24 protein-coding genes are annotated in these 25,386 nt (G+C 65.4%); 17 read left to right on the top strand and 7 right to left on the bottom strand.

Annotated elements, in window-relative coordinates; translation table 11 throughout:
* Window positions 1–108: 108 nt before the first annotated feature.
* Window positions 109–399, top strand: coding sequence for a transposase (locus ACZY0R_RS04610; RefSeq protein ID WP_045236263.1), 291 nt, complete (start codon window positions 109–111; stop codon window positions 397–399).
* A 152-nt stretch (window positions 400–551) separates the two neighbouring features.
* Window positions 552–920 (top strand): hypothetical protein, encoded by a 369-nt coding sequence (locus tag ACZY0R_RS04605; RefSeq protein WP_488857328.1) that lies wholly within the window; start codon window positions 552–554, stop codon window positions 918–920.
* A 47-nt stretch (window positions 921–967) separates the two neighbouring features.
* Here the strand turns inward: ACZY0R_RS04605 and ACZY0R_RS04600 are convergent, their stop codons facing one another.
* The gene (locus tag ACZY0R_RS04600) at window positions 968–1,498 is read right to left on the bottom strand and encodes a hypothetical protein (protein WP_488857327.1); all 531 of its coding nucleotides are present in this window, start codon (window positions 1,496–1,498) and stop codon (window positions 968–970) included.
* 137 nt (window positions 1,499–1,635) lie between these two features.
* Window positions 1,636–2,448 carry a Crp/Fnr family transcriptional regulator gene (locus ACZY0R_RS04595; RefSeq protein ID WP_488857326.1) on the bottom strand — a complete coding sequence of 271 codons (813 nt, stop codon included), beginning with the start codon at window positions 2,446–2,448 and terminating at the stop codon, window positions 1,636–1,638.
* 260 nt (window positions 2,449–2,708) lie between these two features.
* Between ACZY0R_RS04595 and ACZY0R_RS04590 the strand changes: the two genes are divergently transcribed.
* On the top strand, window positions 2,709–3,878 hold the full coding sequence (locus ACZY0R_RS04590) for an extracellular catalytic domain type 1 short-chain-length polyhydroxyalkanoate depolymerase (RefSeq protein WP_488857325.1): 1,170 nt from the start codon (window positions 2,709–2,711) through the stop codon (window positions 3,876–3,878).
* Window positions 3,879–4,005: 127 nt separating this feature from the next.
* On the opposite strand, the gene ACZY0R_RS04585 is transcribed toward ACZY0R_RS04590, so the two are convergent.
* The gene (locus ACZY0R_RS04585; protein ID WP_488857324.1) at window positions 4,006–5,319 is read right to left on the bottom strand and encodes an MFS transporter; all 1,314 of its coding nucleotides are present in this window, start codon (window positions 5,317–5,319) and stop codon (window positions 4,006–4,008) included.
* Window positions 5,320–5,729: 410 nt separating this feature from the next.
* On the opposite strand from ACZY0R_RS04585, the gene ACZY0R_RS04580 reads away from it, so the two are divergent.
* Window positions 5,730–9,692, top strand: coding sequence for a DUF748 domain-containing protein (locus ACZY0R_RS04580; RefSeq protein ID WP_488857323.1), 3,963 nt, complete (start codon window positions 5,730–5,732; stop codon window positions 9,690–9,692).
* A 124-nt stretch (window positions 9,693–9,816) separates the two neighbouring features.
* Window positions 9,817–10,002, top strand: a complete 186-nt coding sequence (locus tag ACZY0R_RS04575; RefSeq protein ID WP_045236270.1) for a rubredoxin — start codon at window positions 9,817–9,819, stop codon at window positions 10,000–10,002.
* A gap of 70 nt (window positions 10,003–10,072) precedes the next feature.
* Here the strand turns inward: ACZY0R_RS04575 and ACZY0R_RS04570 are convergent, their stop codons facing one another.
* Together ACZY0R_RS04570 and ACZY0R_RS04565 are read right to left on the bottom strand one after the other, a co-directional pair.
* Window positions 10,073–10,231: a hypothetical protein gene (locus ACZY0R_RS04570; RefSeq protein WP_200876807.1), complete on the bottom strand. Its 159-nt coding sequence runs from the start codon at window positions 10,229–10,231 to the stop codon at window positions 10,073–10,075.
* 47 nt (window positions 10,232–10,278) lie between these two features.
* A complete protein-coding gene (locus ACZY0R_RS04565; protein WP_035871072.1) occupies window positions 10,279–10,461 on the bottom strand; it encodes a hypothetical protein in 183 nt (60 codons plus the stop codon).
* A 509-nt stretch (window positions 10,462–10,970) separates the two neighbouring features.
* Here ACZY0R_RS04565 and ACZY0R_RS04560 point away from each other — a divergent pair.
* From ACZY0R_RS04560 to ACZY0R_RS04530, 7 genes are all read left to right on the top strand, one after another.
* Window positions 10,971–11,474: a hypothetical protein gene (locus ACZY0R_RS04560; protein ID WP_488857322.1), complete on the top strand. Its 504-nt coding sequence runs from the start codon at window positions 10,971–10,973 to the stop codon at window positions 11,472–11,474.
* 288 nt (window positions 11,475–11,762) lie between these two features.
* Window positions 11,763–12,944, top strand: a complete 1,182-nt coding sequence (locus ACZY0R_RS04555) for a c-type cytochrome (protein ID WP_488857321.1) — start codon at window positions 11,763–11,765, stop codon at window positions 12,942–12,944.
* Window positions 12,945–12,962: 18 nt separating this feature from the next.
* Window positions 12,963–14,720, top strand: coding sequence for a cytochrome c oxidase subunit I (gene ctaD / locus ACZY0R_RS04550; RefSeq protein WP_488857320.1), 1,758 nt, complete (start codon window positions 12,963–12,965; stop codon window positions 14,718–14,720).
* Entirely contained in the window at window positions 14,717–15,364 is a 648-nt protein-coding gene (locus ACZY0R_RS04545; protein ID WP_488857319.1) for a cytochrome c oxidase subunit 3 family protein, read from the top strand. Before ctaD ends, ACZY0R_RS04545 begins: the two co-directional genes overlap by 4 nt.
* 32 nt (window positions 15,365–15,396) lie before the next feature.
* Window positions 15,397–16,128, top strand: a complete 732-nt coding sequence (locus ACZY0R_RS04540; protein WP_051648087.1) for a heme-copper oxidase subunit III family protein — start codon at window positions 15,397–15,399, stop codon at window positions 16,126–16,128.
* An 8-nt stretch (window positions 16,129–16,136) separates the two neighbouring features.
* On the top strand, window positions 16,137–16,541 hold the full coding sequence (locus ACZY0R_RS04535) for a cytochrome C oxidase subunit IV family protein (protein WP_045236276.1): 405 nt from the start codon (window positions 16,137–16,139) through the stop codon (window positions 16,539–16,541).
* 88 nt (window positions 16,542–16,629) lie between these two features.
* A complete protein-coding gene (locus ACZY0R_RS04530) occupies window positions 16,630–17,832 on the top strand; it encodes a DUF2252 domain-containing protein (RefSeq protein WP_488857317.1) in 1,203 nt (400 codons plus the stop codon).
* Between the two features lie 165 nt (window positions 17,833–17,997).
* Here ACZY0R_RS04530 and ACZY0R_RS04525 read toward each other — a convergent pair whose 3' ends face one another.
* Window positions 17,998–19,425, bottom strand: a complete 1,428-nt coding sequence (locus ACZY0R_RS04525; RefSeq protein WP_488857316.1) for an NAD-dependent succinate-semialdehyde dehydrogenase — start codon at window positions 19,423–19,425, stop codon at window positions 17,998–18,000.
* Window positions 19,426–19,782: 357 nt separating this feature from the next.
* Window positions 19,783–20,583, bottom strand: coding sequence for an IclR family transcriptional regulator (locus tag ACZY0R_RS04520; protein WP_488857315.1), 801 nt, complete (start codon window positions 20,581–20,583; stop codon window positions 19,783–19,785).
* 180 nt (window positions 20,584–20,763) lie between these two features.
* Here ACZY0R_RS04520 and ACZY0R_RS04515 point away from each other — a divergent pair, with 180 nt between their 5' ends.
* The 5 genes from ACZY0R_RS04515 to ACZY0R_RS04495 all read left to right on the top strand — a co-directional run bounded on the left by ACZY0R_RS04515 (window position 20,764) and on the right by ACZY0R_RS04495 (window position 25,374).
* Window positions 20,764–21,954, top strand: coding sequence for a CaiB/BaiF CoA transferase family protein (locus ACZY0R_RS04515; protein WP_488857314.1), 1,191 nt, complete (start codon window positions 20,764–20,766; stop codon window positions 21,952–21,954).
* Window positions 21,954–22,556, top strand: coding sequence for a cysteine dioxygenase family protein (locus ACZY0R_RS04510; protein WP_488859501.1), 603 nt, complete (start codon window positions 21,954–21,956; stop codon window positions 22,554–22,556). The genes ACZY0R_RS04515 and ACZY0R_RS04510 overlap by 1 nt, the downstream gene beginning before the upstream one ends.
* 10 nt (window positions 22,557–22,566) lie before the next feature.
* Window positions 22,567–23,316, top strand: coding sequence for an enoyl-CoA hydratase/isomerase family protein (locus ACZY0R_RS04505; RefSeq protein WP_488857312.1), 750 nt, complete (start codon window positions 22,567–22,569; stop codon window positions 23,314–23,316).
* Between the two features lie 62 nt (window positions 23,317–23,378).
* On the top strand, window positions 23,379–23,504 hold the full coding sequence (locus tag ACZY0R_RS04500) for a hypothetical protein (protein WP_488857310.1): 126 nt from the start codon (window positions 23,379–23,381) through the stop codon (window positions 23,502–23,504).
* A gap of 337 nt (window positions 23,505–23,841) precedes the next feature.
* Window positions 23,842–25,374: an MATE family efflux transporter gene (locus ACZY0R_RS04495; RefSeq protein ID WP_488857309.1), complete on the top strand. Its 1,533-nt coding sequence runs from the start codon at window positions 23,842–23,844 to the stop codon at window positions 25,372–25,374.
* The last annotated feature ends 12 nt before the right edge of the window (window positions 25,375–25,386 follow it).

Below are 25,386 nucleotides of genomic sequence, written 5' to 3'. Positions count from 1 at the left end.
AACACACTAAATTGCCTTTTGCGGTGCGGGTGGTAACTTTGCGGGCAGGGGTGGAAGTGGTCACGCCCGCGCACAGGCGCGAGCGGCCTTTGCTAGCGGAGGCAGGCAGTGAACAGACGTTTCTCGGAGGAACAGATCCGCGGGTATCTAGCGGAAGCCGCGACCGGCGTGCCGGTCCGCGAACTCTGTGCGCGCTATGGTTTTAGCGACGCGTCTTTCTATGGCTGGCGCATCAAGTACGGCCAGGGCGCCGGCAGCGAGGCGCGCGACAGTCGCAAGATGCGCGACCTGCAGGATGAAAACGCGCGCCTCAAGAGTATGCTTGCGGATGCACTGCTCAAGCTTGAGTTGCTGCGCAATCGTCATGGTCGTGCCGGCAACGGCAAGGAACGAAACTAAGTCCGGATCCGGATCGTGCTTGCATTGCCGGCGGCTGCCGGCCTTCAGGGAGGGACATCGGAAACTTGCGGTTTTTCGGTATCTGCCGGCAGGGCGACCCCGGGAAATTGTCGCGGAAGGCGAATTGCGCCCCGCTGTGGAGAAACTGAAAAATGAAACGGGCTTCAATCATCATGGCTGCCGCACTGGGCCTGGGGCTGCTCGCCGGCCAGGCCGGCATCGCCGCGGAACTGGAAGTCCCTGCGCCAATGGTCGCGCCGCCACCGCCGCGGCTCCTGTTGGACCCGGCCACCGATAATGTCGGGCCGGCGGCGGACGGGACCCTCACGCCATCCCAGCGCACGCATTGCCAGAGCCTGCTCGACAGGATCAGTGCGCTGCCTGCGGGGCCGCAATGGTCCAACAGCAAGTCCTCCGTGACCACCGCCGACGGCGGTACCCATCCCATGCTGGAGCGGCAGGCCGATCGCAAGCGGCTCGAAGAGGCATATCGCCAGGAATGCGCTCAAGAGAAGCGATGACCCGCCAAGTGCCGGGCCAGGGGGGGAGTCGCCAGTGAGGTTGGTCCTTAGTTCGTTACGCAGCGCTCCGGCGTGATCGTGACTTCGCCCACGGGTTGGTTGCCGTTTCCCAGATAGCGGTAACTGAGTGTGACTCCGAGCCGGCCCAATACCGGTACGTCCGGGTTGCGGCAGATGCCGCGGGCCAGGACGGGACCGGCGCTAGTCATGAAGGCCACCGTGCCTTCGCGGGTCGCGTCAACGCCAACCAGCCGGAGCCGGAACGACACATGTTTGCCGGGAGCGGCGCTGCATCCTTCCAGGCGCGTCACGCCATCCAGCATGAATGGTCCCGCGCGCGTCAGCTCCTGGCAGGCCGCGCTGAGCTCCGCATCGGGTCCGGCGCCGCCGCCGGTCAGGCGCGTGACGCCGCTCATGCCGGTGCTTTTGCCCTGCACGGTGCCCAGCAGCAATCTGGCCAGCTTCGACAGCGATGGCGGGGTATTGGCTTGTACGGCTGCCGCAGGCGCGAATCCGGCGACCATCAGGAAGGCGAGCGGCGCCAGGCTCGCACGCGCTGCGAAAGGAAAATCCCGCATATGGATACAGATACCGGAGGCGATGTCGATCTCCAGCGGGGAGGATAACGGGGACGATTTCCTTGCGTATTTCCAACGCGCCGGGGATATAGCCTGAACATAGCCGCGTTTGCATGGCGGTGCTGTCCGTGTCCGTCCTACGCTACGGATGGGCGTATCGCCCTCGCGGGGGAGGGCTGGGACCTGGGGGAGCCGGCCGCGCTGTCCGTCGCCGTGGCAGGCGGGCGGATCGGCACGCGTTCCGGGTCTTCATAGACCGAGCAAAGCCCGTCCGGATCGACGATGCGCAATTGCCGCTGCCGCACGGCAATCAGCCCGACGGATGCGAAACGTGCCAGCAGGCGGGATACGGTCTCCAGGGTCAGGCCCAGGTAGCTGGCGATATCGTTGCGCGACATCGCCAGGGTCAGTGCTACGCCCGCCTTGCCGCGGCGGCGCTGTTCGACGGAGAGATCGAGCAGCAGCATGGCCAGCCGCTGGGCGGCCTTCATCGAACCGATGGCAACCAGAAGGGTGCGCTCGCGCTCGGTATTGCGGCGCAGCATCGCCAGCATGTGTTCGCGGTGTTCGGTGCGGAGCAAGTGTTCGCGCGCCGCCTCGACCGGCACCACGCAGCAGCGTGTATCTTGCATCGCCACCGCGCTGGTGCAGTGGGCGTGGCCATCGAGATCCTCCAGCCCCAGCACATCGCCCGGATGGGCGAAGGCAGTCACCTGGCGCCAGCCAAGCGGTGATTCGAATACGGATTTGGTGCTGCCCTGATGTATGGGATACAAGGCCAGTACCGGCCGGCCCTGGCGATGCACGCTCTCCCCGGCACGCCACAAGATGCGAGCCGGAACCAGAGTGCGTTCCCGCGCAGCGTCTGCGGGTGTGGTTTCCGCGTTACGGCAGACTGGCTGGAATAAACACAGCGAGCAGCTTGGAATATCTGCCTGGGGCGTGGTCATGCCATTCTCCATTTGCCTGCGATACACGCAAATGCAGTATAACCGTGCGACATTTGCCGCTAACTATTGACGATCTGCATTCTTTCGTACGGCGAGTTCAGATTTTTAGTTTCCTCATGAGTGCATTATAATGCTCATTACGGAATGCTGCTAGCGTGAGAATGTCTTGTTTGGATAACATGTCACCAAAAAGCGACGCCTGTCATGCGTTCGCCCTGTGATATGCTGCATCGCAACAATGTCGACAGCAGGAGTCTTTCATGGCCAAAAGCCTTTGGGCGGATGGGCATGCACAGCTCCGGCAGATCAGCCGGGTGCAGCCCCAGACCGCGCGCCAACTCAAATCGTGGATCGACCGTATCGCTAACCTCAATCCTGCAGCACCGCGCCTGCGGGCGCGCTCCCCCGCGCCGTTGCCCTTGCCGCCGCGTCCTTCGGCACCGGGTGAATGGGCATCGCACCACCACCGGCTGTCGCCGCTGCCCGGTGAACTGGTTCCCCGCTTGTCTTATTGGCTGTACGTGCCATCCCGCGTGCGCAATGGGCCAATGCCGCTGGTGGTGATGCTGCATGGCTGCAAGCAGACCCCTGAGGACCTTGCCGCCGGCACCCGCATGAATGCCCTGGCCGAGCGCGAAGGCTTTATCGTGGCCTATCCGCAACAACCGCAGCGGCGCCAGATGCAGCGCTGCTGGCAATGGTTCGACCTGGGTGCCGCGGAAGGCGGCCGTGAGGCGCAAGCACTGGCGGTGTTGATCGACGCACTGGCAGCGCGTCCGGACGTGCGGGCCGACCAGGTCTACCTGGCCGGGTTGTCCGCAGGCGCCAGCATGGCGGCCGTGGTGGCCTTGCGGTACCCGGAGAAGATTGCCGCGGTGGGACTGCATTCCGGCGTGGTGATCGGGGCAGCGTGCACGCCGGGCGATGGCCTGCGCGCGATGCAGCGGGGCTCCAGCGTGGCCCCTGCCGTGTTGCTTGATGCCGCCGGAGTCACGCCGGGCGGCCCGAAAATGCCGGCAATCGTACTGCACGGCATGGACGACGGCGCGGTGCATCCGGTCAACGCCCGCCTGCTGGCACGCCAGTTCCTGGCCTACAACGGGCTGACCGATCGCCTGGACAACCCGGCGAGCAGTGTCGTGGCGCGGCGTTCCGCTAACGCGGCCAGCTTGACGGAGGGCCAGGAAGCGGCGGAGCGCGAGGCGCTGGCGGATACGAGCCATGGCCTTGCGGCCACGGCCATCCTGCCCGCCGGAAACTATATCGAGACCAGCTTTGGCGTCTGGAATCGCGAAATGGTCGCCCTGTGCGAAGTGGCCGGGCTGGATCACGCCTGGAGCGGGGGCGATGGCGACTATGCCTATCACGCGCCGATCGGCCCGGACGCGAGTGCATTGATGTGGGCTTTCTTCAAGGCGCACCGGCGGTAGGCTGGTGCAACCAGCAGCCGCGCATGCAGATCAGGCGGGCACAAAAAAGGGAGGGCGCAGTGGCGGCCCTCCCTTTTCTTCTGGCCGCCGCCTGGCTTGTGGCAGGCGCCGGCCAGAAGCAGCGCGCTCAGTCGAGCGAGCGGTCCTTGACGAACAGTGCCGTCACCATGCCCAGCAGGCACAGCGCCACCACGTAATACGCGGGAGCGAGCGGATCGTTCTTGAGCATCAGCGTCACGATCATCGGCGTCAGCCCGCCAAAAATCGCATAGGACAGGTTGTACGAGAACGACAGCCCGGAAAACCTCACCTGTGCCGGGAACGCCTTGACCAGCACGTAGGGCACCGCGCCGATCGTGCCCACGAAGAAGCCGGCCAGCGCGTACAGCGGGATCAGCAGGTCGGGGCGCGTGTGTATGGCGCTGTAGAAGACATAGGAGCTGATCGCCAGCAGCAGGCCGCCGCAGATCAGGGTGATCCGGGGACCCACCTTGTCGGCCATCAGGCCGGCGACCACGCAGCCGATGGTCAGGCACAGCGTGGCGACGCTGTTGGCCACCAGCGCCGTGCGCGCATCGAAGCCGTAGATCTTCTGCAGGAAGGTGGGCGTCATCAGGATCACCACCACGATGCCGGCCGACAGCATCCACGTCAGCAGCATCGACACCGCCACGGCGCCGCGGTGATCACGCACCACCGTCTTGAGCGGCATCTCCGCAGCCAGCGCCTTGCGCTTTTGCAGTTCGGCGAACACCGGGGTTTCATGCAGCCAGCGGCGCAGGTACATCGAGCCGATGCCGAACACACCGCCCAGCAGGAAGGGCAGGCGCCAGCCCCAGTCGACCAGTTCCGCCGGGGTGAAGATGGTGTTGATGCCGGTGGCCACCAGGGAGCCCAGCAGGATGCCAGCGGTCAGGCCAGCGGTCAGCGTGCCACAGGCGTAGCCGGTGCGGCGCGCCGGCACATGCTCGGAGACGAACACCCAGGCGCCAGGCACTTCACCGCCCACGGCGGCGCCCTGCATCACGCGCAGCAGCAGCAGCGCCACCGGCGCCAGCAGGCCAATCGCATGGTAGGTCGGGAGCAGGCCCATCAGCAGTGTCGGCACCGACATCAGAAGGATCGACAGCGTGAACATCTTCTTGCGGCCAAGCAGGTCGCCGAAGTGGGCCATGATGATGCCGCCCAGCGGGCGCGCCAGGTAGCCGGCGGCAAAAATGCCGAAGGTCTGCAGCTGGCGCAGCCAGTCCGGCACCGACGGCGGGAAGAACAACTGCCCGATGACGGTGGCGAAGAAGACAAAGATGATGAAATCGTAGAACTCGAGCGCGCCCCCGAGGGCGGCGAGGGCAAGCGTCTTGTAATCCTGTCCGGTCAGGGGGCGCGCATGCGGGACGCTGCGCGCGTTCTCTGCACCGACAGTACTGCTAGTGGTGGACATGAGGAGACTCGCATGGAAAAAGTTCGCATGCGAAGCGCGCAACACGGTTGACGTGGAGGGTTCTGGCCGGAGGGTACAGCGCGGGAGAAGCAGGCACTAAGTGGTGGATAAGCCGCTGGCATGCGACAAGACGCTTCGCAAAGGCGAGAAGATACCAGATCGGCGGCAGAGAGGGCTGTCGCCATCCGGCTTCAAATCATTTTCAGCCCGTCCTGAATTCACTTTTGATTTCATTCTAATGTCTTTGCTTTGCCCTCAAGCGTTGCCATAATGTTGCTAAAAAGTGAAATCCGGGCCACAAAGTGGTCGATCCGCCCGCTGGCGCAGCGTGGAATGCCATTTTCCATGCAGGCCGCGAGCGGGTCCGCAAAGCGGACGCTGGGTATTGGGGTTGAATCTTCTGGGATCACATGGCAATCAAGTTCTCCATGCAGGCGGCAACCGCCACGCCGCGCCGCAGGGCCGGCGTGCGCGTGGCAGGCGGCATCGTGGCCGCGCTGGCGGTGTTCGGCCTCGCCGGGTATTTTGGCGGACCACCGCTGATCAAGTCCTTCGTGGCCAAGCAGGCCAGTGAAGCGCTTGGCCGCAAAGTGACTTTTGGGGGCGCCGAGGTGCGCCCCTTCTCGCTGGCGGTCACTGTTTCCGATATCAAGATCTATGAGCCTGATGGCACCACGCCCATGCTGAGCGTGGGCGAGGCCGAGATCGATGCCGCCATCGCCTCGCTGTGGCACATGGCGCCGGTGGTGGATGCGGTGCATATCGACCGCCCCGCGCTGCGCCTGGCGCGCGACGCCAACGGCCGCATGAACTACGCCGACATCGAAGAGCGCTTCGCGGCCAGGCCCGCCGCGCCAAAATCCGAACCGGCGCGCTTCTCGATCAACAATATTGCGCTGACCAGCGGCAGCGTGGCGTTCGACGACAAGCAGCTCAATCAGACGCAGCGCGTGGACAACCTGACCATCACGCTGCCCTTCCTGTCCAATCTGCCGCACGACGTGGAGATCGTTACCCGGCCCACGCTGAGCGCGAACATCAATGGCTCCGCACTGGCGCTCGACGGCACCATGCTGCCGTTCGCCGCGTCGCGCGAGACCCACCTGAAGCTGAACCTGGACGGCCTGGAACTGGCGCGCTATATGCCGTTTGCGCCCAAGCTCAAGGACGCCGATATCAAAGGCGGGCTGCTCGATACGCGGCTCACGCTGGGCTTTATCCAGGAAAAGGATAAGCAGGATGTTTTCCTGTCGGGCACCGCAGCACTGCGCGACGCCGATATCCGCAAGCATGACGGCACGCCGCTGGTGAAGGCCGGACGGCTTGCCGTGGACATTGGGCGCATCGAACCGCTCGGCCGGATGGTTCACCTGCGCAGCCTCGCCGTGGATGGCCTGGGCGTGCAGGCCGTGCGCCGCGCCGATGGGTCGCTTGACCTTGCCGAGGCATTCCTGCCGCAAGCGGCCAAGGCGGCGAAGCCCGCCAGCGCGCCGGCACCTGCAGCATTGGGAACGGCGGCACCGGCATCCGCGCCGGCGGTTGCCAAGGCCGGGCCTGCATCGGCACCGGCCGCGGCCGGGATTGCACCGTTGGCGCCGGCGGAGAAGCCCTGGCGCTACGCGGTCGACCAGATCACGGTCAAGCAGGCCAGGCTGGGCGTGCGCGACGAGTCGGCTCCGTCCGGTCCCGGTACGCTCGCGCTGGGGCCCCTCGACGTCGCTGTCGCCGGACTCTCCGGCGACAGCGACAAGCCTGCCAAGGTCCAGGCCGAACTGACGATCGCCGAAGGGCAGACCCTCAGCCATGAAGGCGAACTGTCGCTGCATGGCGGCACCATGGGTGGCACGCTGCAAGCCAGCGGCGTGAAGGCCCAGGGGTTTGCCGCATGGTGGCCGGCTGAGCTGCGCGCCCAGTTCGGCGACACCGCGGTCAACGCCGAGCTGCACTACAAGATGGCGTGGGGCGGGCCCGCCTTTGCCTTCTCGTTGGACAAGTCTCGCGTCGAGCTGGCGCCGCTCTATCTGACGACCAGGGAGCCGGTGACGGTGGCGCAAGTGGCAGCCGCCACCACCGGCACAAGCAACGCTGGCGCGGCCGATAGCGCCCGCCGGCGCGATGCGCGCCGCGCGCGTGGCCGCGACGATAGCGATGGCGCCAACCTGCCGATGATGCGCGCCGAGCGCGTGGCGCTGGAAGACATCGCCTTCGACCTTGGCGCGCATTCATTCCAGGCAGGCGAGCTGGTGGTGGCCAAGCCGCAGGTCGCGCTTACGCGCGACTATCGCGGTGAATTGCTCGAAAGCGCGCGCCTGTGGGCCGCGCAATCGGGGCAGAAATCGGTCCAACGCTCGACTGGCGTTCAGGCCAAGGCTGTCCAGCCCGATAGCGCCGCGGCGGCCAAGCCCTTGCCCTGGAAGGCACAACTCAGCAAGTTCTCGCTGGACGGCGGCAACATGCGCGTGACCGACTACGCGCCATCGGCCGCTAACCGTGACCGTCCGGTAATCCATCAATTCCGCAACGTCAGCCTCGGTACCGGCGCGTTGAACTGGCCGATGGCGGCTGGCGCCATCCCGGTCAAGTTCAAGGCCGAGGCGGGACGGCGCGGCATGATGTCGCTCGACGGCACCGTGCTGCCCACCGCTCCCGCGGCGCAAATGCAGGTGGACCTGCGCGAACTCGATCTCGCGCCGCTGCAGCCCTACCTTGCCGACCGCTTCAACGCAGCCTTGCGTGGCGGCACCGCCACCGTGAGAGGCCGCCTGGGTGTCGAGGCGCCGTCCGGCAAACCGATTGCGGCGCGCTTTGCCGGCAATGCGCAGTTCGGCAATGTGCGCAGCGTGGACCGCGTGACCGGCGACGACTTCCTGCGCTGGCGTTCGCTGGCGGTGAACGGCATCGATTTCGCCATGGACGAGGCCAAGGGGCCGATGAAGGTTGGCGTGGGTAGCGTGGCGCTGTCGGACTTCTACGCGCGGGTGATCCTCAATGCCAATGGCCGCCTGAACCTGCAGGACGTGATGGCTGGCGGGGCCGCCAAAGGCGAAGCCGCGCCCAGCACCAGCCTGACGCAGGCCAACCCGGCCTCGGCGCCGGCAGCCACCGCGCCGGCACCTGCGCCGGCACCGGCGGCCACGGCCGCGGCGAAACCGCAGATCCGCATTGGCGGCGTGACGGTGGAGAAAGGCAATATCAATTTCTCGGATTTCTTCGTCAAGCCTAACTACACTGCCAACCTGACCGATATGAAGGGTTCGGTCTCCAAGGTTTCGTCGACGGAGCCCGCGCCGGCCGATCTCACGCTGGCGGGCCGCATCGACGACGACGCGCCGGTCAATATCGACGGCAAGCTCAACCCGCTGGCGGAACAGCTCTACCTCGATATCGCCGCCAAGGCCTCCGGCGTGGAACTGACCCGGCTGACACCCTACGCGACCAAGTACGCCGGCTATCCGATCACCAAGGGCAAGCTGACGGTCGATGTGGCGTACAAGATCGAGAATGGCAAGCTGGACGCGCGCAACCATCTCTACCTCGACCAGCTCACCTTTGGCGACAAGGTCGACAGCCCGACAGCGACCAAGCTGCCGGTGTTGCTGGCGGTCTCGCTGCTGAAGGACCGCAACGGTGTGATCGACATCAACCTGCCGGTGTCGGGCTCGCTGTCCGATCCGGAGTTCAGCATCGGCGGCGTGATCGTGCGGGTGATCGTCAACCTGCTGGCCAAGGCGATTACCTCGCCGTTCTCGCTGCTTGCCTCGGCCTTTGGCGGCGGCGAAGAACTGGGCTACGTGGAGTTCGCGCCCGGCACGTCCACGCTTACGCCGGCGGCCAGGCAGAAGATCGCCACCCTCGGCAAGGCCCTGGCCGACCGCCCGGCCCTGCGGCTGGAGATCAGCGGCCGCATCGATCCGGCCACCGACACGGCCGGCGCGAAGCGCGCCTGGCTGGACGCGCGGGTAAAGGAGCAAAAGGCGCGTGAACTGCGCGCCAGCGCTCGCGAGGGCGCCATGGCCGAGGAAGGGGAAGAGGGCGAGCAGGGCGCCAAGGTGACGGTGTCGCCGCAGGAGTATCCCAAGTATCTGGAAGCGGTCTACATGCGTGCTTCGTTCAAGAAGCCGCGCAACGTGATTGGCTTGTCCAAATCCCTGCCGACCGCGGAAATGGAGACGCTGCTGCTGGAGAACGCGCCGGTAACCGATGTGGAACTCAAGCAACTCGCCGAGCAGCGCGCGCTGGCGGTGAAACAGGCACTGGAGCGCGACGCCAAGGTCCCGGAGAGCCGTTTGTTCCTGACGGCGCCGAAGCTGAATGCCGAAGGCATCAAGGATAAGGGCGCGCCCAACCGGGTCGATTTCGCCATCAGGCAGTAAGTCATCCCAGGCAATCCTGCCTGTGCAAAAGGGGCGGCACTGCCGCCCCTTTTGCATGGCACATTGGCGGCGCGCTGGCCAAAAGCCTGTATGATTTCGCCCGGAATCGATACAGGAGTGCGTTTTGCAGCAGGAAACCGTTGCCTACAAGACTTGGGTTTGCGTGATTTGCGGATGGGTCTACGACGAAGAACAGGGCTGGCCGGATGACGGCATTGCGCCCGGCACCCGCTGGGAGGATATCCCGGAAGACTGGCGTTGCCCTGAATGTGATGTGGGCAAGGGCGAGTTCGCCATGATCGAAATCTGAGCGCAAGCCCGCCAGCCGGCGAGGCTCGCAGGCCAATACCGGCGGGCAGGAATCGCGTTTGGCAGCGTGTTTAGTGGCGCTGCATCTGCCGGCATATCCCGGCACGCCTTCTTTGCTCCGCGCAGCGGCGATAGCGCATACGGTAGGGGTGGCTACAACGCCAGATCGCGGTCACCACGGTGACCAGCAGGAATGCCGCCATCAGGGCGGCCAGCAGATCCAGTGTCATAGCGGCTCCTCTCCTCAAGCAAGCCGGGAACGCTCGAAGCGTTCAGTTCAGATAAGTAAAGGCAACGCCTCCAGCAAGGCCACCGCCAGCAGAGCCCCGAATATCGCGCCCGCAGCGCGGCAACTGATGCGCAAGGCGCGGGCTGTGAACGGAATCCCGCCAAAGGCAATCATCCCGACCAGCGCCATCGGAATCAGAAAAACAAGATCATGTGAGCTAAGGTGCAGCACGGCTGTCTCCTGTCTCTTTCCTTGTATTTCCAGTATAGAAAGTGTCTCAGGTAGACCAAGGACGATGACATCGGGGTTGTCCCCTAAGGCACTTTCTTGTACGGGGATTGCTCTCACCCCCAAAGGCTTAAAACCTTAAAGTCAAAGGCAGTTTCACCACCCCTGCGGGGCGGCGACCTACTTTTTTGTCTTGCCAAAAAAAGTAGGCAAAAAAGCGCCCCATACGGCCTGGTACACCTTGACGGCTCGCTTCGCATCGCGCTGGGGTTGGCCTGGCGCTATTTCTCCTTCCATGTACCGGCCTGGCCACACTGTTCGCGCACCTCACGCCGGCACCGTTGCGCCTGGCCCACCCCATGCACTTTTTTGCGAGTGTGCGGTCAAACGATCAGGCCGGCGTGTCCTATGCTGTGCAGATACGCAGGCCCGATCATCGAACAGGTGGCAAGCACGCGTAATAGAGCAATCGCAGCGGGAATCGCGGCGAAACAGCATATCCGGAGGTGGCTATGGAACTTCACATGCAATCGCACCACTATGTGCGCCGCACGCCAGACTGGACCGCCGCAGCGGTGTCCGGTCTGGCGGCCGGGGCGCTGTTGATGGTGATCGAACTGTTCTGGTCGACGATGGTGGCGGGCGTCAATCCCTGGGGCACGACGCGGCTGATCGCGGCGATCCTGATGGGGCAGGGCGTGTTGCAGACTTCGCTGTTCAGCGTGAGTACCGTGGCCGCGGCGCTGGCAATCCACTTCGTGCTCGGCGCGGTGCTGGGGATGATCCTGGCCGCTATCATCGCGCCGTTCCAACTGGACTCGAGTACGGGCATGGTGTTGCTGACCGGCGCGGTGTTCGGCCTGGCGGTCTATCTGCTTAATTTCTACGGCATGACGCGCTTCTTTACCTGGTTCTCCGACGCGCGTGGCTGGCATACGCTGGTTGGCCACATGATCTTCGGCATGGCCGCGGCCATTGCCTACTGGAAGCTCGAAAGCAAGGATGTATCTCACTGAGCACGCACACTGCAGTGCATCAATAATGCGATAGCGCTACGCGAATCAGGTTTAGATCCGCGCTTTGCTACTACACGGACCGCGCGGGCCGACGGCGGCGGATGAAAGCCCTGGCTTTCATCCGCCGCTTTTTATTTGCCGCCGCCTTTGCGCTTGCCACCGGCCCTGTGTGGCATCGCACGCAAAGCGCTCTCAAGGCCGCCTTGCACGGGGCGGACCACATGCACTAGTCTTATCTCAGCCTTGCGCGTAGTTCGCGGCCTGCCGTACGCAAGGGGGAGGGTCGGTATGGCAATAGCCATTGCACTCGTGATCATCGTCGTTGCTTCGGTGCTCTTCCATTTCGTGAGCCCGTGGTGGGCGACCCCGCTTGCTTCCAACTGGAAGCAGATGGACGACACGCTGACCATTACCCTGGTCATCACCGGCGTCTTCTTCGTCATCATCAACCTGTTCGTCGCTTATATCGTCTGGCGCTACCGCCATCGCGACGGCGCCCGCGCGCACTATCAGCCGGAAAACAGCAAGCTGGAGCTTTGGCTGATCGGCGGCACCACGCTCGGCGTGATTGCCCTGCTCGCACCGGGCCTGTTCGTCTACGCCGAATATGTGCGGCCACCCGGCGATGCGATGGTCCTGGAGGTAGTGGGCCAGCAGTGGCAGTGGGGCTTTCGCTTTCCGGGCCAGGGCGGCCAGCTTGGCACCTCGGACGCGCGCTTCGTGACGGCGGCCAACCCGCTCGGTGTGAACCCGGACGACCCGCGCGGACAGGACGACATCATCATTGCCGGCAATGAAGTGCACTTGCCGCTGAATCGTCCGGTCAAGGTGCTGCTGCGCTCCAAGGATGTGCTGCACGATTTCTACGTGCCGCCGTTTCGCGCCCGCATGAACATGGTGCCGGGGATGGTGACGTCGTTCTGGTTCACGCCGACCAAGGCGGGTACCTATGAGATCCTGTGCGCGCAGTTGTGCGGGGTCGGCCACTACAACATGCGGGGCAAGGTGGTGGTGGAGGATGCGGCGGCGTTCGATGCGTGGCTGCGCCGGCAGCCCACGTTTGCGCTGACCATGCTGAAGACGCCTGCGCCGCCGGCCACGGCCGGGGCACGCGGAGCGCCCGCCGGCGCCGATACGCTTGTGGAACAGGGCCGCGCGCTGGCCCAGAGCAAGGGCTGCGTTGGCTGCCACAGTATCGATGGCACCGTTGGCGTGGGGCCTAGCTGGAAGGGCCTGTATGGCAGCACAGGTACGTTTGCCGACGGCAGCAGCGCAAAGGTCGACGACGCTTACCTGAAGACCGAGATCACCGATCCGCAAGCGCGCCTGGTCAAGGGCTTCGGTCCGCTCATGCCGAAGATGCCCCTGAGCGACGAGGAAGTCAGCGCGCTGGTTGCCTACATCCGCGCCAATGGAGCGGGCGGGGCTGCAACGCAGGCGGGCGCCGCGTCCGGCGCCGCCGCAAAATAGGCTGCAGGAGGGAGTGCAATGGCATACACCGACGACGCCGCCCATCATGGCCCGACCAGTTTCTTTACCCGCTATATCTGGAGCCAGGATCACAAGGTGATCGCGGTGCAGTACACCCTGGTCGCCATCTTCGTGGGGCTGATTGGCGTGGTGCTGTCAAACCTGATGCGCCTGCAACTGGGTTTCCCGGGGCATTTCACCTTTATCGACGCCAACCGCTACTACCAGTTCGTCACCATGCACGGCATGATCATGGTGATCTACCTGCTCACGGCACTTTTTCTCGGCGGCTTTGGCAACTACCTGATCCCGTTGATGGTGGGCGCGCGCGACATGGTGTTCCCCTATCTCAATATGCTGAGCTTCTGGATGTACTTCCTCTCGGTGCTGGTGCTGCTGTCGAGCTTCTTCGTGCCGGGCGGGCCTACCGGCGCCGGCTGGACGCTCTATCCGCCGCAGGCCATCCTGCGGGGCACGCCTGGCTACGAGTGGGGCATCATCCTGATGCTGGTGTCGCTGGTGATCTTTATCGTGGCGGCCACCATGGGCGGCCTCAACTACGTCACCACGGTGCTGCAGGCGCGTACCGAGGGCATGACGATGATGCGCATGCCGCTGGCCGTGTGGGGCATCTTCATGGCCACCATCCTGGCGCTGCTGGCCTTCCCCGCGCTGTTCGTGTCGGGCGTGATGATGCTGCTGGACCGTACGCTGGGCACGAGCTTCTTCATGCCGGCGATCGTGTCGCTGGGCCAGCCGCTCAACTACAAGGGCGGTAGCCCGCTGCTGTTCCAGCACCTGTTCTGGTTCTTCGGCCACCCGGAAGTGTATATCGTGGCGCTGCCCGCGTTCGGCATCGTCTCGGACCTGATCAGCGTGCATTCGCGCAAGAGCATCTTCGGCTATCGCACCATGGTGTGGGCGATCCTTGCCATCGGCGTGCTGTCGGTGGTGGTGTGGGCGCACCATATGTTCGTGAGCGGGATGAATCCTTACTTTGGCTTTTTCTTCGCCACCACCACGCTGATCATCGCGATTCCCACCGCCATCAAGGTTTATAACTGGGTGATCACGCTGTGGCGGGGAGACATCCATTTCTCGGTGCCGATGCTGTTCGCCATTGCCTTCGTCAGTACCTTCGTGATCGGCGGGCTGACCGGGCTTTTCCTGGGCAACGTGAGCGTGGACATCCCGCTGTCCAATACGTATTTCGTGGTCGCGCACTTCCATATGGTGATGGGCGTGTCGCCGATCCTGGTGGTGTTCGGCGGGATCTATCACTGGTACCCGAAGGTCACCGGCCGCATGCTCAACGACACGCTGGGGCATATCCATTTCTGGGTGACCTTCGTCGGCACCTATGCCATCTTCTTTCCCATGCATTACCTGGGCATCCTTGGCATGCCGCGGCGCTATTACGCCTACGACAATTACGCCTTCATCCCTGAATCGGCGCACCTCATGAACGCCTATATTTCGGTGGCGGCGTTTATCGTGGCGGCGGCGCAGTTGTTGTTCATCTTCAATCTGGCCTGGAGCGTCAGGCATGGCAGGCTGGCGGGTTCCAATCCGTGGCGCGCGGCTTCGCTGGAGTGGCAGACGCCGCAGACGCCGCCGGTGCACGGCAACTGGGGCCCGGAGCAGCCGGTAGTGCATCGCTGGGCCTACGCCTATAGCATGCCGGGCGCCAGCGAGGATTTCATCGCGCAGAACGCGCCGCCTGAAGCCGGCGGCGCCGAACCCGAGCCGCATGCCAGCCGTGGAGCCGTAGCATGAACCCGAACCTGGTCTATCGCGCCGGAGACGACGGGGAGCGCCGCTCCGGCCCCGGTCCCGGTGATGTGGGCAGGCAGCGCGCCCGCCGCGCACCGGCCAGCATCGGGCTGTGGGTGTTCATGGGGGTGGTCTCCTCGCTGTTTGGGCTGTTTATCGCCGCTTATGCCATGCGCATGGACTCGCCGGACTGGCATGCCGTCTCATTGCCGTGGCAGGTCTGGATGTCCACCGCCTTGCTGGCCGCCGGCAGCGCGGTGATGCAGGTGGCAGCGCGGGCGGCGCGCGACGGACGCTTCACGATGGCACATCGCGCGCTACGCTTTGGCGGGCTGGCCGCGGCTGCATTTGTCGCCTCGCAGTTATGGGCGTGGCAGGCACTGCTCGCCATCCATGTGGTGCCGGCCAACAATCCCGCCGGCAGTTTCTTCTACCTGCTCACCGCGATGCATGGCCTGCATGTGCTGGGAGGCCTTGTTGGCTGGGCGGTCGCCATGCATGCCGCGCGGGGCAGCGCGCGGGCCACGCTGCGCATCGTGCTGTGCGCGCGCTACTGGCATTTCCTGCTTGCCGTGTGGCTGGTGCTGCTGGCCGCGCTGAACTGGCTCACGCCTGAACTGGTTCGCTTTATCTGCGGGCGCGGCTAGGCGGCCACGCAAGCATCGAAGGAGACGCGCCAATGTCTTCGCAACCCACTCCATCGGCACCGGCCGAGTCCGGCAGCGCCGCGCTGCCCGGCGTGCCCGCGCCTGCGCCCGTGGTGGCCGGCCTGCGCGGGCTGGTGGCCGACTGGTCGTCCGACCAGCAGGCCTTCAAGGTGTCGTGGGGCAAGGCGATGATGTGGATCTTCCTGCTGTCCGACACCTTCATCTTCAGTTGTTTCCTGACCGGGTACATGACGGTGCGGATCGCCAGCACGGATACGTGGCCGAATCCGAGCATCGTGTTCGGGCTGAAGGTCGGCGGCGCCGAGGTGCCCTTGCTGCTGATCGCCATCATGACCTTCGTGCTGATCAGCAGCAGCGGCACGATGGCGATGGCCGTGAATTTCGCCTACCGCCGCGACCGCGTGAAATGCGCCAGCCTGATGTTTGCCACGGCGCTGTTCGGCGTGGCCTTTGTCAGCATGCAAGCCTTCGAGTGGAGCAAGCTGATTTTTACCGAAGGGGTGCGTCCCTGGGGCAACCCGATGGGCGCGCCGCAGTTCGGCTCCACGTTTTTCATGATCACCGGTTTCCACGGGCTGCACGTGAGCTGCGGCGTGATCTACCTGCTGATCGTGGCGACCAAAGTGCTGCGCGGACGCTACGAGCGCACGGGCAACTACCAGATCGTGGAGATTGCCGGGCTCTACTGGCACTTCGTGGACCTGGTCTGGGTCTTTATCTTTGCGCTGTTCTATCTCTGGTGAGGCACGCCATGGCATCGTCGACTCCGTCTCCCGATGTGCCCGGCCTGGCACCGGCGGCGCCCGCGCATGCGCCCGCCGGCTCGCACGGTGAAGCGCACGGTGAAGCGCATCACGGGCAGCAGCACCCGATTGGCCTGTACCTGAAGATATGGGCGCTGTTGTTCGTGCTGTCCACGCTGTCCTACATGGTGGACTACTTCCACTTCGAGGGTTACCTGCGCTGGACCCTGATCCTGCTGTTCATGGTGATGAAGGCCGGCCTGATTGTCGGCGTCTTCATGCACATGGCGTGGGAGCGGCTGGCGCTGATCTGCGCCATCCTGCTGCCGCCGCTCTGCCTGCTGGTGCTGGTGGGCCTGATGGCGATGGAAGCCGATTACACCTTCCTCTTGCGCGGTGCCTTTTTCCGCTGAACGCGTGCTCGCCGGGGGCACGGGCCGGTTTTGTCCGAGGCGGCATGCCGGGTACACTTGAGCGGTTGCCTGCCACCACGAGGAAGCCATGCACCCAGCCACGGAAGCCATCCTGATCTATAACCATGGCCGCGATCCCGAGCGGCTGACCCGCAAGCTCGCCGCCATCGCGGCGGATCCGTTTGCTTTCCTGCGCGGCACCAACCATCTCTATGCGGCCGCAGTGGGCAACGAGGCCGCGCTGATCGAGGCGCCGACCACCTACGTCTGCGGCGATCTCCACCTGGAGAATCTCGGCAGCTTCAAGGGCGATAACGGCCTGGTTTATTTCGATCTCAACGACTTCGACGACGCGCTGGTCGCTCCGCTCACGGTGGACCTGGTGCGCCTGCTGTCGAGCCTGATGATTGCCGCACCGCAACTGGGATTGTCCGCTGCCGACGCGCGTGCCGGCGCGCACAGCATGCTCGATACCTACGCGGCGGTGCTGGCCGGCGGCAAGCCGCGCTGGGTGGAGCGCGCCACGGCCACCGGCATGGTGGCGACGCTGCTGCGCCGCGTCAAACGCCGCCGCCGCGGCGAGGTCCTGGCCGAGCGCACGGTGCGCAGCGGCGGCAAGCGCCACCTGCTGGTCGACGGCAAGCATGCCCTGGGACCTCTCAAGGGCGAGCGCAAGCGTAGCGCAGCCATCCTGCGCGAGTTCGGGCGGCAGTCGCAGCATGGGAGGCTGGTGGCCGACGATGCCGCCCGCAGGATCGCCGGCGTTGGCAGCCTCGGGCTTGAGCGTTATGTTGTGCTGGCTCACGCGGAAAGCGATCCGCTGGCCCAGCGCCTGGTCGACATCAAGCGCGCCGCGCCCAGCGCCTGGCAAGGGCTGCCATATCGCACGCAGCCCGCCTGGAGCAGTGAGGCGTCGCGCGTCGTGCACATCCAGCATGCGATGCAAGCGGCCTCGCCGGCGCTGCTCTCGGCGGTGAAGATGGGCAAGGCTTCCTCCTATATCGTCAAGAGCCTGCAGCCCACCGCCGACCGGGTCAACCTTGGCCCCCACACCAATCGCGAGGACCTGCGCGAAGTGCTGATCACCATGGCGCGCACCGCGGCCTGGGCGCATCTGCGCGGCTGCGGGCACAATGCCGCGGATCGCATCGAGCAGTTGCAGGAGTTTGCCAGCGGTACGCGCTGGCGCGAGCCGGTGCTGCGGCTGGCGCGGCACGGTTGCGAACTGGCGCAGGCGCAGTGGAAGGATTTTGCCGAGGATTACCGTAAAGCCAGGGGGGAAAGCGCTTAGCGCCGGTGTGGGACGGTGCGTGTGCGCTTGCTGGCGGCGATGCCGGGGCGGCGGTGGGAGGATGAGCGGGGGAGGGCGGCGTTGCGGCGCCCGGCCTGGGAGCGGCCGGTGCCGGCAACGTTGTGCGCTTGCGGGCCTGGCCCGATACCGGGTCAGGCCGGGACATCAGACCTGCGTGATGAACTTGGTCACCAGGTAGCCATCGAAGGTTTCCTGGCCGCCTTCGCTGCCGATGCCGGAGTCCTTGATGCCGCCGAACGGCGTCTCGGCCAGCGCCATGCCGAAGTGGTTGATATTGACCATGCCGGCTTCCAGGCCGTTGGACACCAGCGTCGCGGTTTTCAGCGAGTTGGTGAACACATAGGAGGCCAGGCCGAACGGCAGGCTGTTGGCGCGGCGCAGCACTTCCTCCGCATCCTTGAAGCGCGTCACCGGCGCCACCGGGCCGAAGGGCTCGTCGACCATCAGCTTGGCGTCGTCGGGCAGGTCGGTGACCACGGTGGGGGCGAAGAAGAAGCCCTTGCCGCCGATGCGCTTGCCGCCGGCCACCACCTTGCCGCCGCGGTGGCTGGCGTCATCCAGGAACTGCTCCATCGAGGCGATGCGGCGCTCGTGCGCCAGCGGGCCCATCTGGGTGCCGTCTTCCAGGCCGTCGCCAACCTTGATCGAACCGATCACCTCGGTAAAGCGCGCCAGGAACTTGTCGTAGGCTTTTTCCTGCACGTAGAAGCGCGTGGGCGACACGCACACCTGGCCGGCGTTGCGCAGCTTGAAGCGCGCCAGCATTTCCGCTGCCGGCTCGATGTCGGCGTCGTCGAACACCAGCACCGGCGAGTGGCCGCCCAGTTCCATGGTGACGCGCTTCATGTGGGCGCCGGCCAGCGCGGCCAGCTGCTTGCCCACCGGCACGGAACCGGTGAACGAGATCTTGCGCACGATCGGCGATTCGATCAGGTAGGTGGAGATCTCGCCCGGCACTCCCCAGACAATGTTCAGCACGCCGGGGGGCAGGCCTGCATCGTGGAACAACTGGGCCAGCGCGACCACCGCGCTGGGCGAATCTTCCGGGCCCTTGAGGATCAGCGTACAGCCGGCGCCGATGGCCGAAACCATCTTGCGGATCGCCTGGTTGAAGGGGAAGTTCCACGGGGTGAAGGCAGCGCAGACGCCGATCGGCTCGCGCACCACGATCTGGCGCACATTGGGCTGGCGCGGCGGGATCACGCGGCCGTAGATGCGGCGGCATTCCTCGGCGTGCCATTCGGCGTGCTCGGCGCAGATCATGACTTCGCCGATGGCTTCAGCCAGCGGCTTGCCCTGGTCCAGCGTGATATTGCGGCCGATCTCCTTGGCGCGCTCGCGGGTCAGTTCCGCCACTCGGCGCAGGATCTTGGAGCGCTCCAGTGGCGAGGTCTTCTTCCAGCTTTCGAAGGCGCGCTGCGCGGCGGCCAGGGCGCGGTCGAGGTCGGCGCGGCTGGCGTGCGGCAGCTTGCCCAGCAGCTCCTGGGTGGAAGGGTTGATGACGTCTTGCTCGCGTCGGTCCCCTCCCTTGACGAATTCCCCGTCGATGTAGAGGGCGAGATCCTGGTACATGCCTTTCTCCTGATGAAGGTTGCGTGCGACAAGTGCAGCCGGTGCTGCCGCTGTGAGGGTGCCGTGCCCGGGCCGGGCACAGCGGCGAAACCGCAAGCTTAACCTGATGGCTCATTTTGTGCACCGGCGGGCGCCGGCCGTCTTGTGCCTTGCAGGTTCCTCTTTACCGCTTTCAAAGTTCCATCAAGTGGAACAGTAGTGATGCGTGTTCGTCCGGCGTGGCCTTCCATGGTCTGCTCCGAACCCCGCGCCGGCGGCACGGCCTGCAGTTCCGCCGCAAGCCTGGCCTACGTGTCCTGAATCGCCTTCAGCAGTTGTTCCCGATTCGCTGGAATTGCCATTTGCGTGCTCTTCCGCTCAGGTGCGCCGCACCGCCACCATGCTGCGCGTGGCGAGGGCCAGCGCATTGTGCCGCGCACCGCCGCCGAGGCTGTCGGAGATCTCCGTGGCGGCATTCAGCACCAGGTCGGCGAAGCCCTTGATTTTCTGCGGCTTGAAGCGCTCGGCGGGTCCGGACAGTCCGACCGCGGCAATCACATGCCCATTGCCGTCGCTGATCGGCGCGGCGATGCCATACACCGTCTCGCGCCACTCGCCGCGATTGACCGCATAGCCTTGCTTGCGGACTTTTTCCATTTCCTGCAGGAAGCGCTCCGGCTCCACGATGCTGTTGGGCGTGGACGGCGCCAGCGCGGCCGACATGCGCCGCAGCGCGGCGTCCGGCTGGAACGCCAGCATGGCCTTGCCGGTGGCCACGCAATGCGCCTGGGCGCGGCCGCCGATCTGGGTATAGGCGCGCACCGGGTTGGGGCTGTCGATCTTGTGCACATAGACCACCTCGCCGCGATCTAGCACGGACAGGTGGACGCTTTCGCCGCTGGTGTGCATCAGCTTGTCCATCCAGGCTTCGGCATGGCGGCGCAGGTCCAGCCGCGAGAGCACCGCCGAGCCCAGTTCCCAGAGCTTGATGGAGGCGCTGTAGCCGGTGCCGGAGGCGTCCCGGATCACATAGTTGAGATCGGTCAGCGCTTGCAGCAAGCGGTGCACATTGCTCTTGGCCAGGCCCAGGTGGGCGGCGATCTCCGTCAGGCCGAGGGGGCGGTCGCTGTGGGCCAGCAGCTCGATGACACCCAGGCCTTTGATCAAGGTGTTGTTCATGTCGGACTTGCCGTGTGTGGCGCACCCGGCATTGGTTCTCAAATGTGGAACGATTGTAGCCTATTTTGGAACATGAATATAATGATCCGCATCGCGGTCCAGAGGCGGTTCCAGGCTTGCATGCGCCGTTGCGCCAAAGCCCGGAGTCAGCCGGGCCGTCAACGTTTTCCGGGTATCCAGATGCACGATGTCAGCGAGAAGGACCTGCCCCTGCACGGGGTCAGGGTGGTGGAGTTCTGTACCGTGGCGGCCGGGCCGTTCTGCGGCATGTTGCTGGCCGACATGGGCGCCGAGGTGGTCAAGGTGGAGCCGCCGGACGGCGACACCTTGCGCCAGTGGCCGCCGCTGTCGAACGGGTTTTCCGAGAACTTTGCCTCGCTCAACCGCAACAAGCAGTCGGTGGCGCTAAACCTGAAGGATCCGGCCGACGTCGCGCTGGCGCGGCAACTGATCCTGGACGCCGATGTGGTGATCGAGAACAACCGTCCCGGCGTGATGGACCGGCTTGGCCTGGGCTATGCGAGCTTTTGCGAGCACAAGCCGCAGTTGCTGTACTGCTCGGTGTCGGCTTATGGCCAGAGCGGCCCGCGCGCCGGCGAGGGCGGTTTCGACCTGACCATCCAGGCGGCGGCCGGGGTAATGAGCGTGACCGGCGAGCCCGATGGCGCACCGGTCAAGTGCGGCGTACCGCTGGCCGATTTCGCTTCGGGGCTCTACGCCGCCTTCGCCATCGCCAGCGCGCTGGCGCGGGTGCGCGCCGGCGGCGCGGGTTCGCATATCGACGTGCCGATGTACGGCTGCACGCTTGGCATCGCCGCGCTGCAGACCAGCGAATACTTCGGCACGGGCAAGAGCCCGGTCAAGCTCGGCTCGGCCCATCCGCGCAATGCGCCGTACCAGGCCTTCCGCGCCGCCGATGGCTACTTCGCCATTGCCGCGGGCAACCAGAAGCTCTGGCTGGAGGTGGTGAAGGTCGTGGAGTTGCCCGCGCTGGCGGCCGATGCCCGCTTTGCCACCACGCGCGACCGTGCCGCCAACCAGGTTGCGCTCAAGGTGCTGCTGGAAGAGCGTTTCGCGGGAGCCGGCGTGGCGCACTGGATCGCGGCGTTCAATGCCGCCGGCGTGCCGCATGCGCGCATCAACGACTACGCCGCCGCGCTGGACGATCCCCAGGTCGCGCATATGGAGTGGGTGCAGCCGCTGACTTTGCCGGGCGGCCGCCAGACGCGCACCTTCGCCTCGCCGCTGCGCTTCGATGGACAGGGGCTGCCGATCCGCCGCGATCCGCCGGCGCTGGGAGAGCACAACGACGCCATTCGCGCGCGCTACCCGGTGGGCGGCGAGGACCATGACACTTCCAGGGAAGCATGATGAACGACAAGATCGAACGGCTACGTGAATTCGTCGCCACCATCAGCCGGCTGGTGGAACAAACCGGGCCCGATACCGATAACGAGGCCGCGCTGCTGGCCGGCGCCACCGGTCCGCTGCGCGAACTGGTGGCGCACGACGACTGGCTGCCCGACGCGATGGCGCAGCCGCATCCCGTCTATTACCAGCAGCACCTGCTCTACGGCGATCCGCTCGACCGCTTCTCGCTGGTGAGCTTCGTTTGGGGGCCGGGCCAGCAGACGCCGGTGCACGATCACACCGTGTGGGGCCTGATCGGCGTGCTGCGCGGCGCCGAGCTCGACCAGCACTACCGTGCCGAGGCGGGCAAACTGGTGGCCGATGGCGGCGAGGTCCTGTTGTCCGCCGGCCAGGTGGCCGCGGTATCGCCCACGCTGGGCGACGTGCACCGCGTGCGCAATGCGCACGACGACCAGGTCTCGGTCAGCATCCATCTGTATGGCGGCAATATCGGCCGCATCCGGCGCCATGTCTACGACGCGGCGAGCGGCGAGACCAAGCCGTTCATCTCCGGCTACTCCAACGCGCTAATGCCCAACTTGTGGGCCCAGGCGGCGACGTGAGGGGGCCGCGGTGACACAAGGCATCTTGCTGGCCGACAAACAGGGCGACGTCACCCGGCTGACGCTGAACCGGCCCGGGCGGGGCAATGCGTTGTCGGCCGCGCTGGTGGTGGAACTCGCGGCGGCGGTGCAGGTGTGCCACCACGATGGCACACGCCTGCTGTCCATTGAGGGCGCGGGCACGCATTTCTGCACCGGTTTCGACCTGGGCGACCTGGATAGCGAGAGCGACGATTCGCTGCTTGCGCGTTTCGTGCGCGTCGAGCTGCTGCTGCAAAGCCTGCATGGCGCGCCCTTCACCACCGTAGCGCTGGTACAGGGGCGGGTCATGGGCGCGGGTGCCGACCTGCTTGCCGCCTGCGAGCAGCGCTGGGTCGCGCAGGGCAGCAGCTTCGCCTTCCCGGGGGCGGCCTTTGGCCTGGTGCTGGGCAGCGCGCGGCTGGCGGAGCTGGTTGGCGTGGCCACGGCGCGGGAATGGATCGCCAGCGGGCGAGCCGTCCGGACAGAAGAAGCGCTGGCCACCGGCCTGGCCGGCACCGTGGTGGAACCGGAGGCACGCGCGGCCGCGCTTACGGCACTGGCCGCGCGTGCGCGCAGGCTCGATGCATCGACGCAGGCGGCCATCCACGCCGCCACGCTGGGCGGGCCCGGCGCGGCGGATGCTGCGCGCGCGGCGCAGCTGGCCGAGCTTGTGCGCTCCGCCGCCCGCCCGGGGCTAAAGGCGCGCATCGCGGCTTACCGGGAGGCATCCAGGCGCTGACGCTATGCCGGATATGCGACACCGGCACGGGGCAAAAAAAGAAAATCGAGGAGACAGGGGGCATGAGCCGGGCACAGCGCTCGGTCGACAACCTGGCGGTACTGCGCAATCCCTCGATTGGCCTGGCATCGTCGCATTCGTATTCGTATTCGTTGCTGCGCGGATCGAGTGCGAGGGCGCATTCGTAGAGCGCGGTGCCCTCGTCCCGGCGCCGCGGCCCGTGGAGCGTGTAGGCCCCCAGCCATACCATCCAGGATCCTCGACCTGGCGCGCAGATGCGGCTCCACAATAGCCCACTTATGTTGCGCATTTCGCCAAGGGCTGATTTCCCGACTCTAAGGGGCGTGCCCCAATCTGAACAACTGCTTACAATTGGCTTTCTGTCTGACAGGCACCTGCCGACAACGGCTGTCAGGAAGGTATGAGATAGTGGCACGCGCGTGGCAGTATCGATCGATATTGCTCCTGTCACCGGATGACGCGAGTGCGTGTCCGGCGCAATAAAAACGCGAGACAAACTCGAACATGCCAACAAAATCCAAAGCCCAGCTGACCACGGGCCCGATCGGCCGCACTTTGCTGCTGTTCTCGCTACCGGTGCTGGGCAGCAATATCCTGCAGTCGCTCAATGCCTCGATCAATTCGGTGTGGGTCGGGCACTTTCTCGGTGAGGCGGCGCTGACGGCCACCTCCAATGCCAACATCATCCTGTTCTTCCTGCTGGGCGTGGTGTTTGGCATCAGCATGGCCAACACCATCATGATCGGGCAAGCCGTGGGCGCGCGCGACCTGGGCGAGGCGCGCCGCGTGGTGGGCACCAGCACCACCTTCTTCGTCCTGCTGTCGGTACTTGCTGCGGCGCTCGGCTATGCCTTCACGCCAGACATCCTTGCCGCGATGGATACGCCGGCCGATGCCAGGGCGCTGGCCATCAGCTACCTGCGCATCATCTTCCTGGCGCTGCCCTTCATGTACTTCTACAACTTCGTGATGATGACGCTGCGCGGCGCGGGAGATTCGCGCACGCCGTTCTATTTCATGGTGTTGTCGGTAGGGCTGGACGTGGTGCTCAATCCGCTGCTGATCTTCGGCATCGGCCCGTTTCCCGAACTCGGCATCGCGGGATCGGCGCTGTCCACGCTGGTCGCGCAACTGGTGAGCCTGGCCGCGATGCTGGCGGTGCTTTACCGCCGCCGCCACTTCCTCGCGCTGCGCCGGCATCAGCTGGCCTACCTGCGGCCCAATACCGGCATCTTGCGCGCGCTGGTGGCCAAGGGCCTGCCGATGGGCTTGCAGATGGTGGTGATCTCGTCGTCCGCGATCGTGATGATGTCGCTGGTCAATCGCTATGGCTCGCAGACCACTGCCGCGTATGGCGTGGCCTCGCAGCTATGGACCTATGTGCAGATGCCGGCGCTGGCCGTGGGCGCGAGCGTGTCGTCGATGGTGGCGCAGAACGTAGGCGCCGGCTTGTGGGATCGCGTGACCCGCATCACGCGGGTAGGGCTGTTGTTCAACCTGTTGATGACGGGCGCGCTGGTTGGCCTGATCTACCTGTTCAACCGCCATTCGCTCGGCCTCTTCCTGCCCGATGACGGCACGGCAATTGGCATTGCGCAACATATCAACGCCATCGTGCTTTGGTCCTTCATCCTGTTCGGCTTCACCATCGTGCTGTTCGGCACCGTGCGCGCCACCGGCGCGGTGATGGCACCGCTGGTGATTCTCTTCCTGTCGATGTGGGTGGTGCGCTTGCCGTTTGCCTGGGTACTCGAGCGCACCATCGGTGCCGATGCGATCTGGTGGAGCTTTCCGCTGGGCTCGATCGTCTCGGTGACGCTGGCGGTCGCGTACTACCGTTTCGGCAACTGGCGCGCGAGCCATATCCTGCCGGCGGCACCCAGCCCGGCGCCGGAGCCGGAGTTCGCGCCCCAGGCGCCCGACACCAGCATGGGCACGCCGTGCGAGGAGGCCCTGTCAACCGCTGGCGCCGGCAGCACCGGCGAGGCGGCGATGGCGGGCGAGCCGCGCGAGGTGTCGAAGCAGGGCGCTGACTGAGCGCACCGGTTG

The sequence above is a fragment of the Cupriavidus sp. F041 genome (assembly GCF_057814235.1).
Note: the sequence above shows the minus strand (reverse complement) of the source record. Positions and strands in the feature narration are given on the sequence as shown.

Excerpts from the sequence above, each read along its gene's own strand:
- ACZY0R_RS04545 (WP_488857319.1), top strand. The coding sequence starts at position 14,717 with ATGAACCCGAACCTGGTCTATCGCGCCGGAGACGACGGGGAGCGCCGC.
- ACZY0R_RS04540 (WP_051648087.1), top strand. The coding sequence starts at position 15,397 with ATGTCTTCGCAACCCACTCCATCGGCACCGGCCGAGTCCGGCAGCGCC.
- ACZY0R_RS04590 (WP_488857325.1), top strand. The coding sequence starts at position 2,709 with ATGGCCAAAAGCCTTTGGGCGGATGGGCATGCACAGCTCCGGCAGATC.
- ACZY0R_RS04580 (WP_488857323.1), top strand. The coding sequence starts at position 5,730 with ATGGCAATCAAGTTCTCCATGCAGGCGGCAACCGCCACGCCGCGCCGC.
- ACZY0R_RS04500 (WP_488857310.1), top strand. The coding sequence starts at position 23,379 with ATGAGCCGGGCACAGCGCTCGGTCGACAACCTGGCGGTACTGCGCAAT.
- ACZY0R_RS04535 (WP_045236276.1), top strand. The coding sequence starts at position 16,137 with ATGGCATCGTCGACTCCGTCTCCCGATGTGCCCGGCCTGGCACCGGCG.
- ACZY0R_RS04510 (WP_488859501.1), top strand. The coding sequence starts at position 21,954 with ATGAACGACAAGATCGAACGGCTACGTGAATTCGTCGCCACCATCAGC.
- ACZY0R_RS04555 (WP_488857321.1), top strand. The coding sequence starts at position 11,763 with ATGGCAATAGCCATTGCACTCGTGATCATCGTCGTTGCTTCGGTGCTC.
- ACZY0R_RS04595 (WP_488857326.1), bottom strand. The coding sequence starts at position 2,448 with ATGACCACGCCCCAGGCAGATATTCCAAGCTGCTCGCTGTGTTTATTC.
- ACZY0R_RS04570 (WP_200876807.1), bottom strand. The coding sequence starts at position 10,231 with ATGACACTGGATCTGCTGGCCGCCCTGATGGCGGCATTCCTGCTGGTC.
- ACZY0R_RS04515 (WP_488857314.1), top strand. The coding sequence starts at position 20,764 with ATGCACGATGTCAGCGAGAAGGACCTGCCCCTGCACGGGGTCAGGGTG.
- ACZY0R_RS04530 (WP_488857317.1), top strand. The coding sequence starts at position 16,630 with ATGCACCCAGCCACGGAAGCCATCCTGATCTATAACCATGGCCGCGAT.
- ACZY0R_RS04495 (WP_488857309.1), top strand. The coding sequence starts at position 23,842 with ATGCCAACAAAATCCAAAGCCCAGCTGACCACGGGCCCGATCGGCCGC.
- ACZY0R_RS04600 (WP_488857327.1), bottom strand. The coding sequence starts at position 1,498 with ATGCGGGATTTTCCTTTCGCAGCGCGTGCGAGCCTGGCGCCGCTCGCC.
- ACZY0R_RS04520 (WP_488857315.1), bottom strand. The coding sequence starts at position 20,583 with ATGAACAACACCTTGATCAAAGGCCTGGGTGTCATCGAGCTGCTGGCC.
- ACZY0R_RS04525 (WP_488857316.1), bottom strand. The coding sequence starts at position 19,425 with ATGTACCAGGATCTCGCCCTCTACATCGACGGGGAATTCGTCAAGGGA.
- ctaD (WP_488857320.1), top strand. The coding sequence starts at position 12,963 with ATGGCATACACCGACGACGCCGCCCATCATGGCCCGACCAGTTTCTTT.
- ACZY0R_RS04560 (WP_488857322.1), top strand. The coding sequence starts at position 10,971 with ATGGAACTTCACATGCAATCGCACCACTATGTGCGCCGCACGCCAGAC.
- ACZY0R_RS04605 (WP_488857328.1), top strand. The coding sequence starts at position 552 with ATGAAACGGGCTTCAATCATCATGGCTGCCGCACTGGGCCTGGGGCTG.
- ACZY0R_RS04585 (WP_488857324.1), bottom strand. The coding sequence starts at position 5,319 with ATGTCCACCACTAGCAGTACTGTCGGTGCAGAGAACGCGCGCAGCGTC.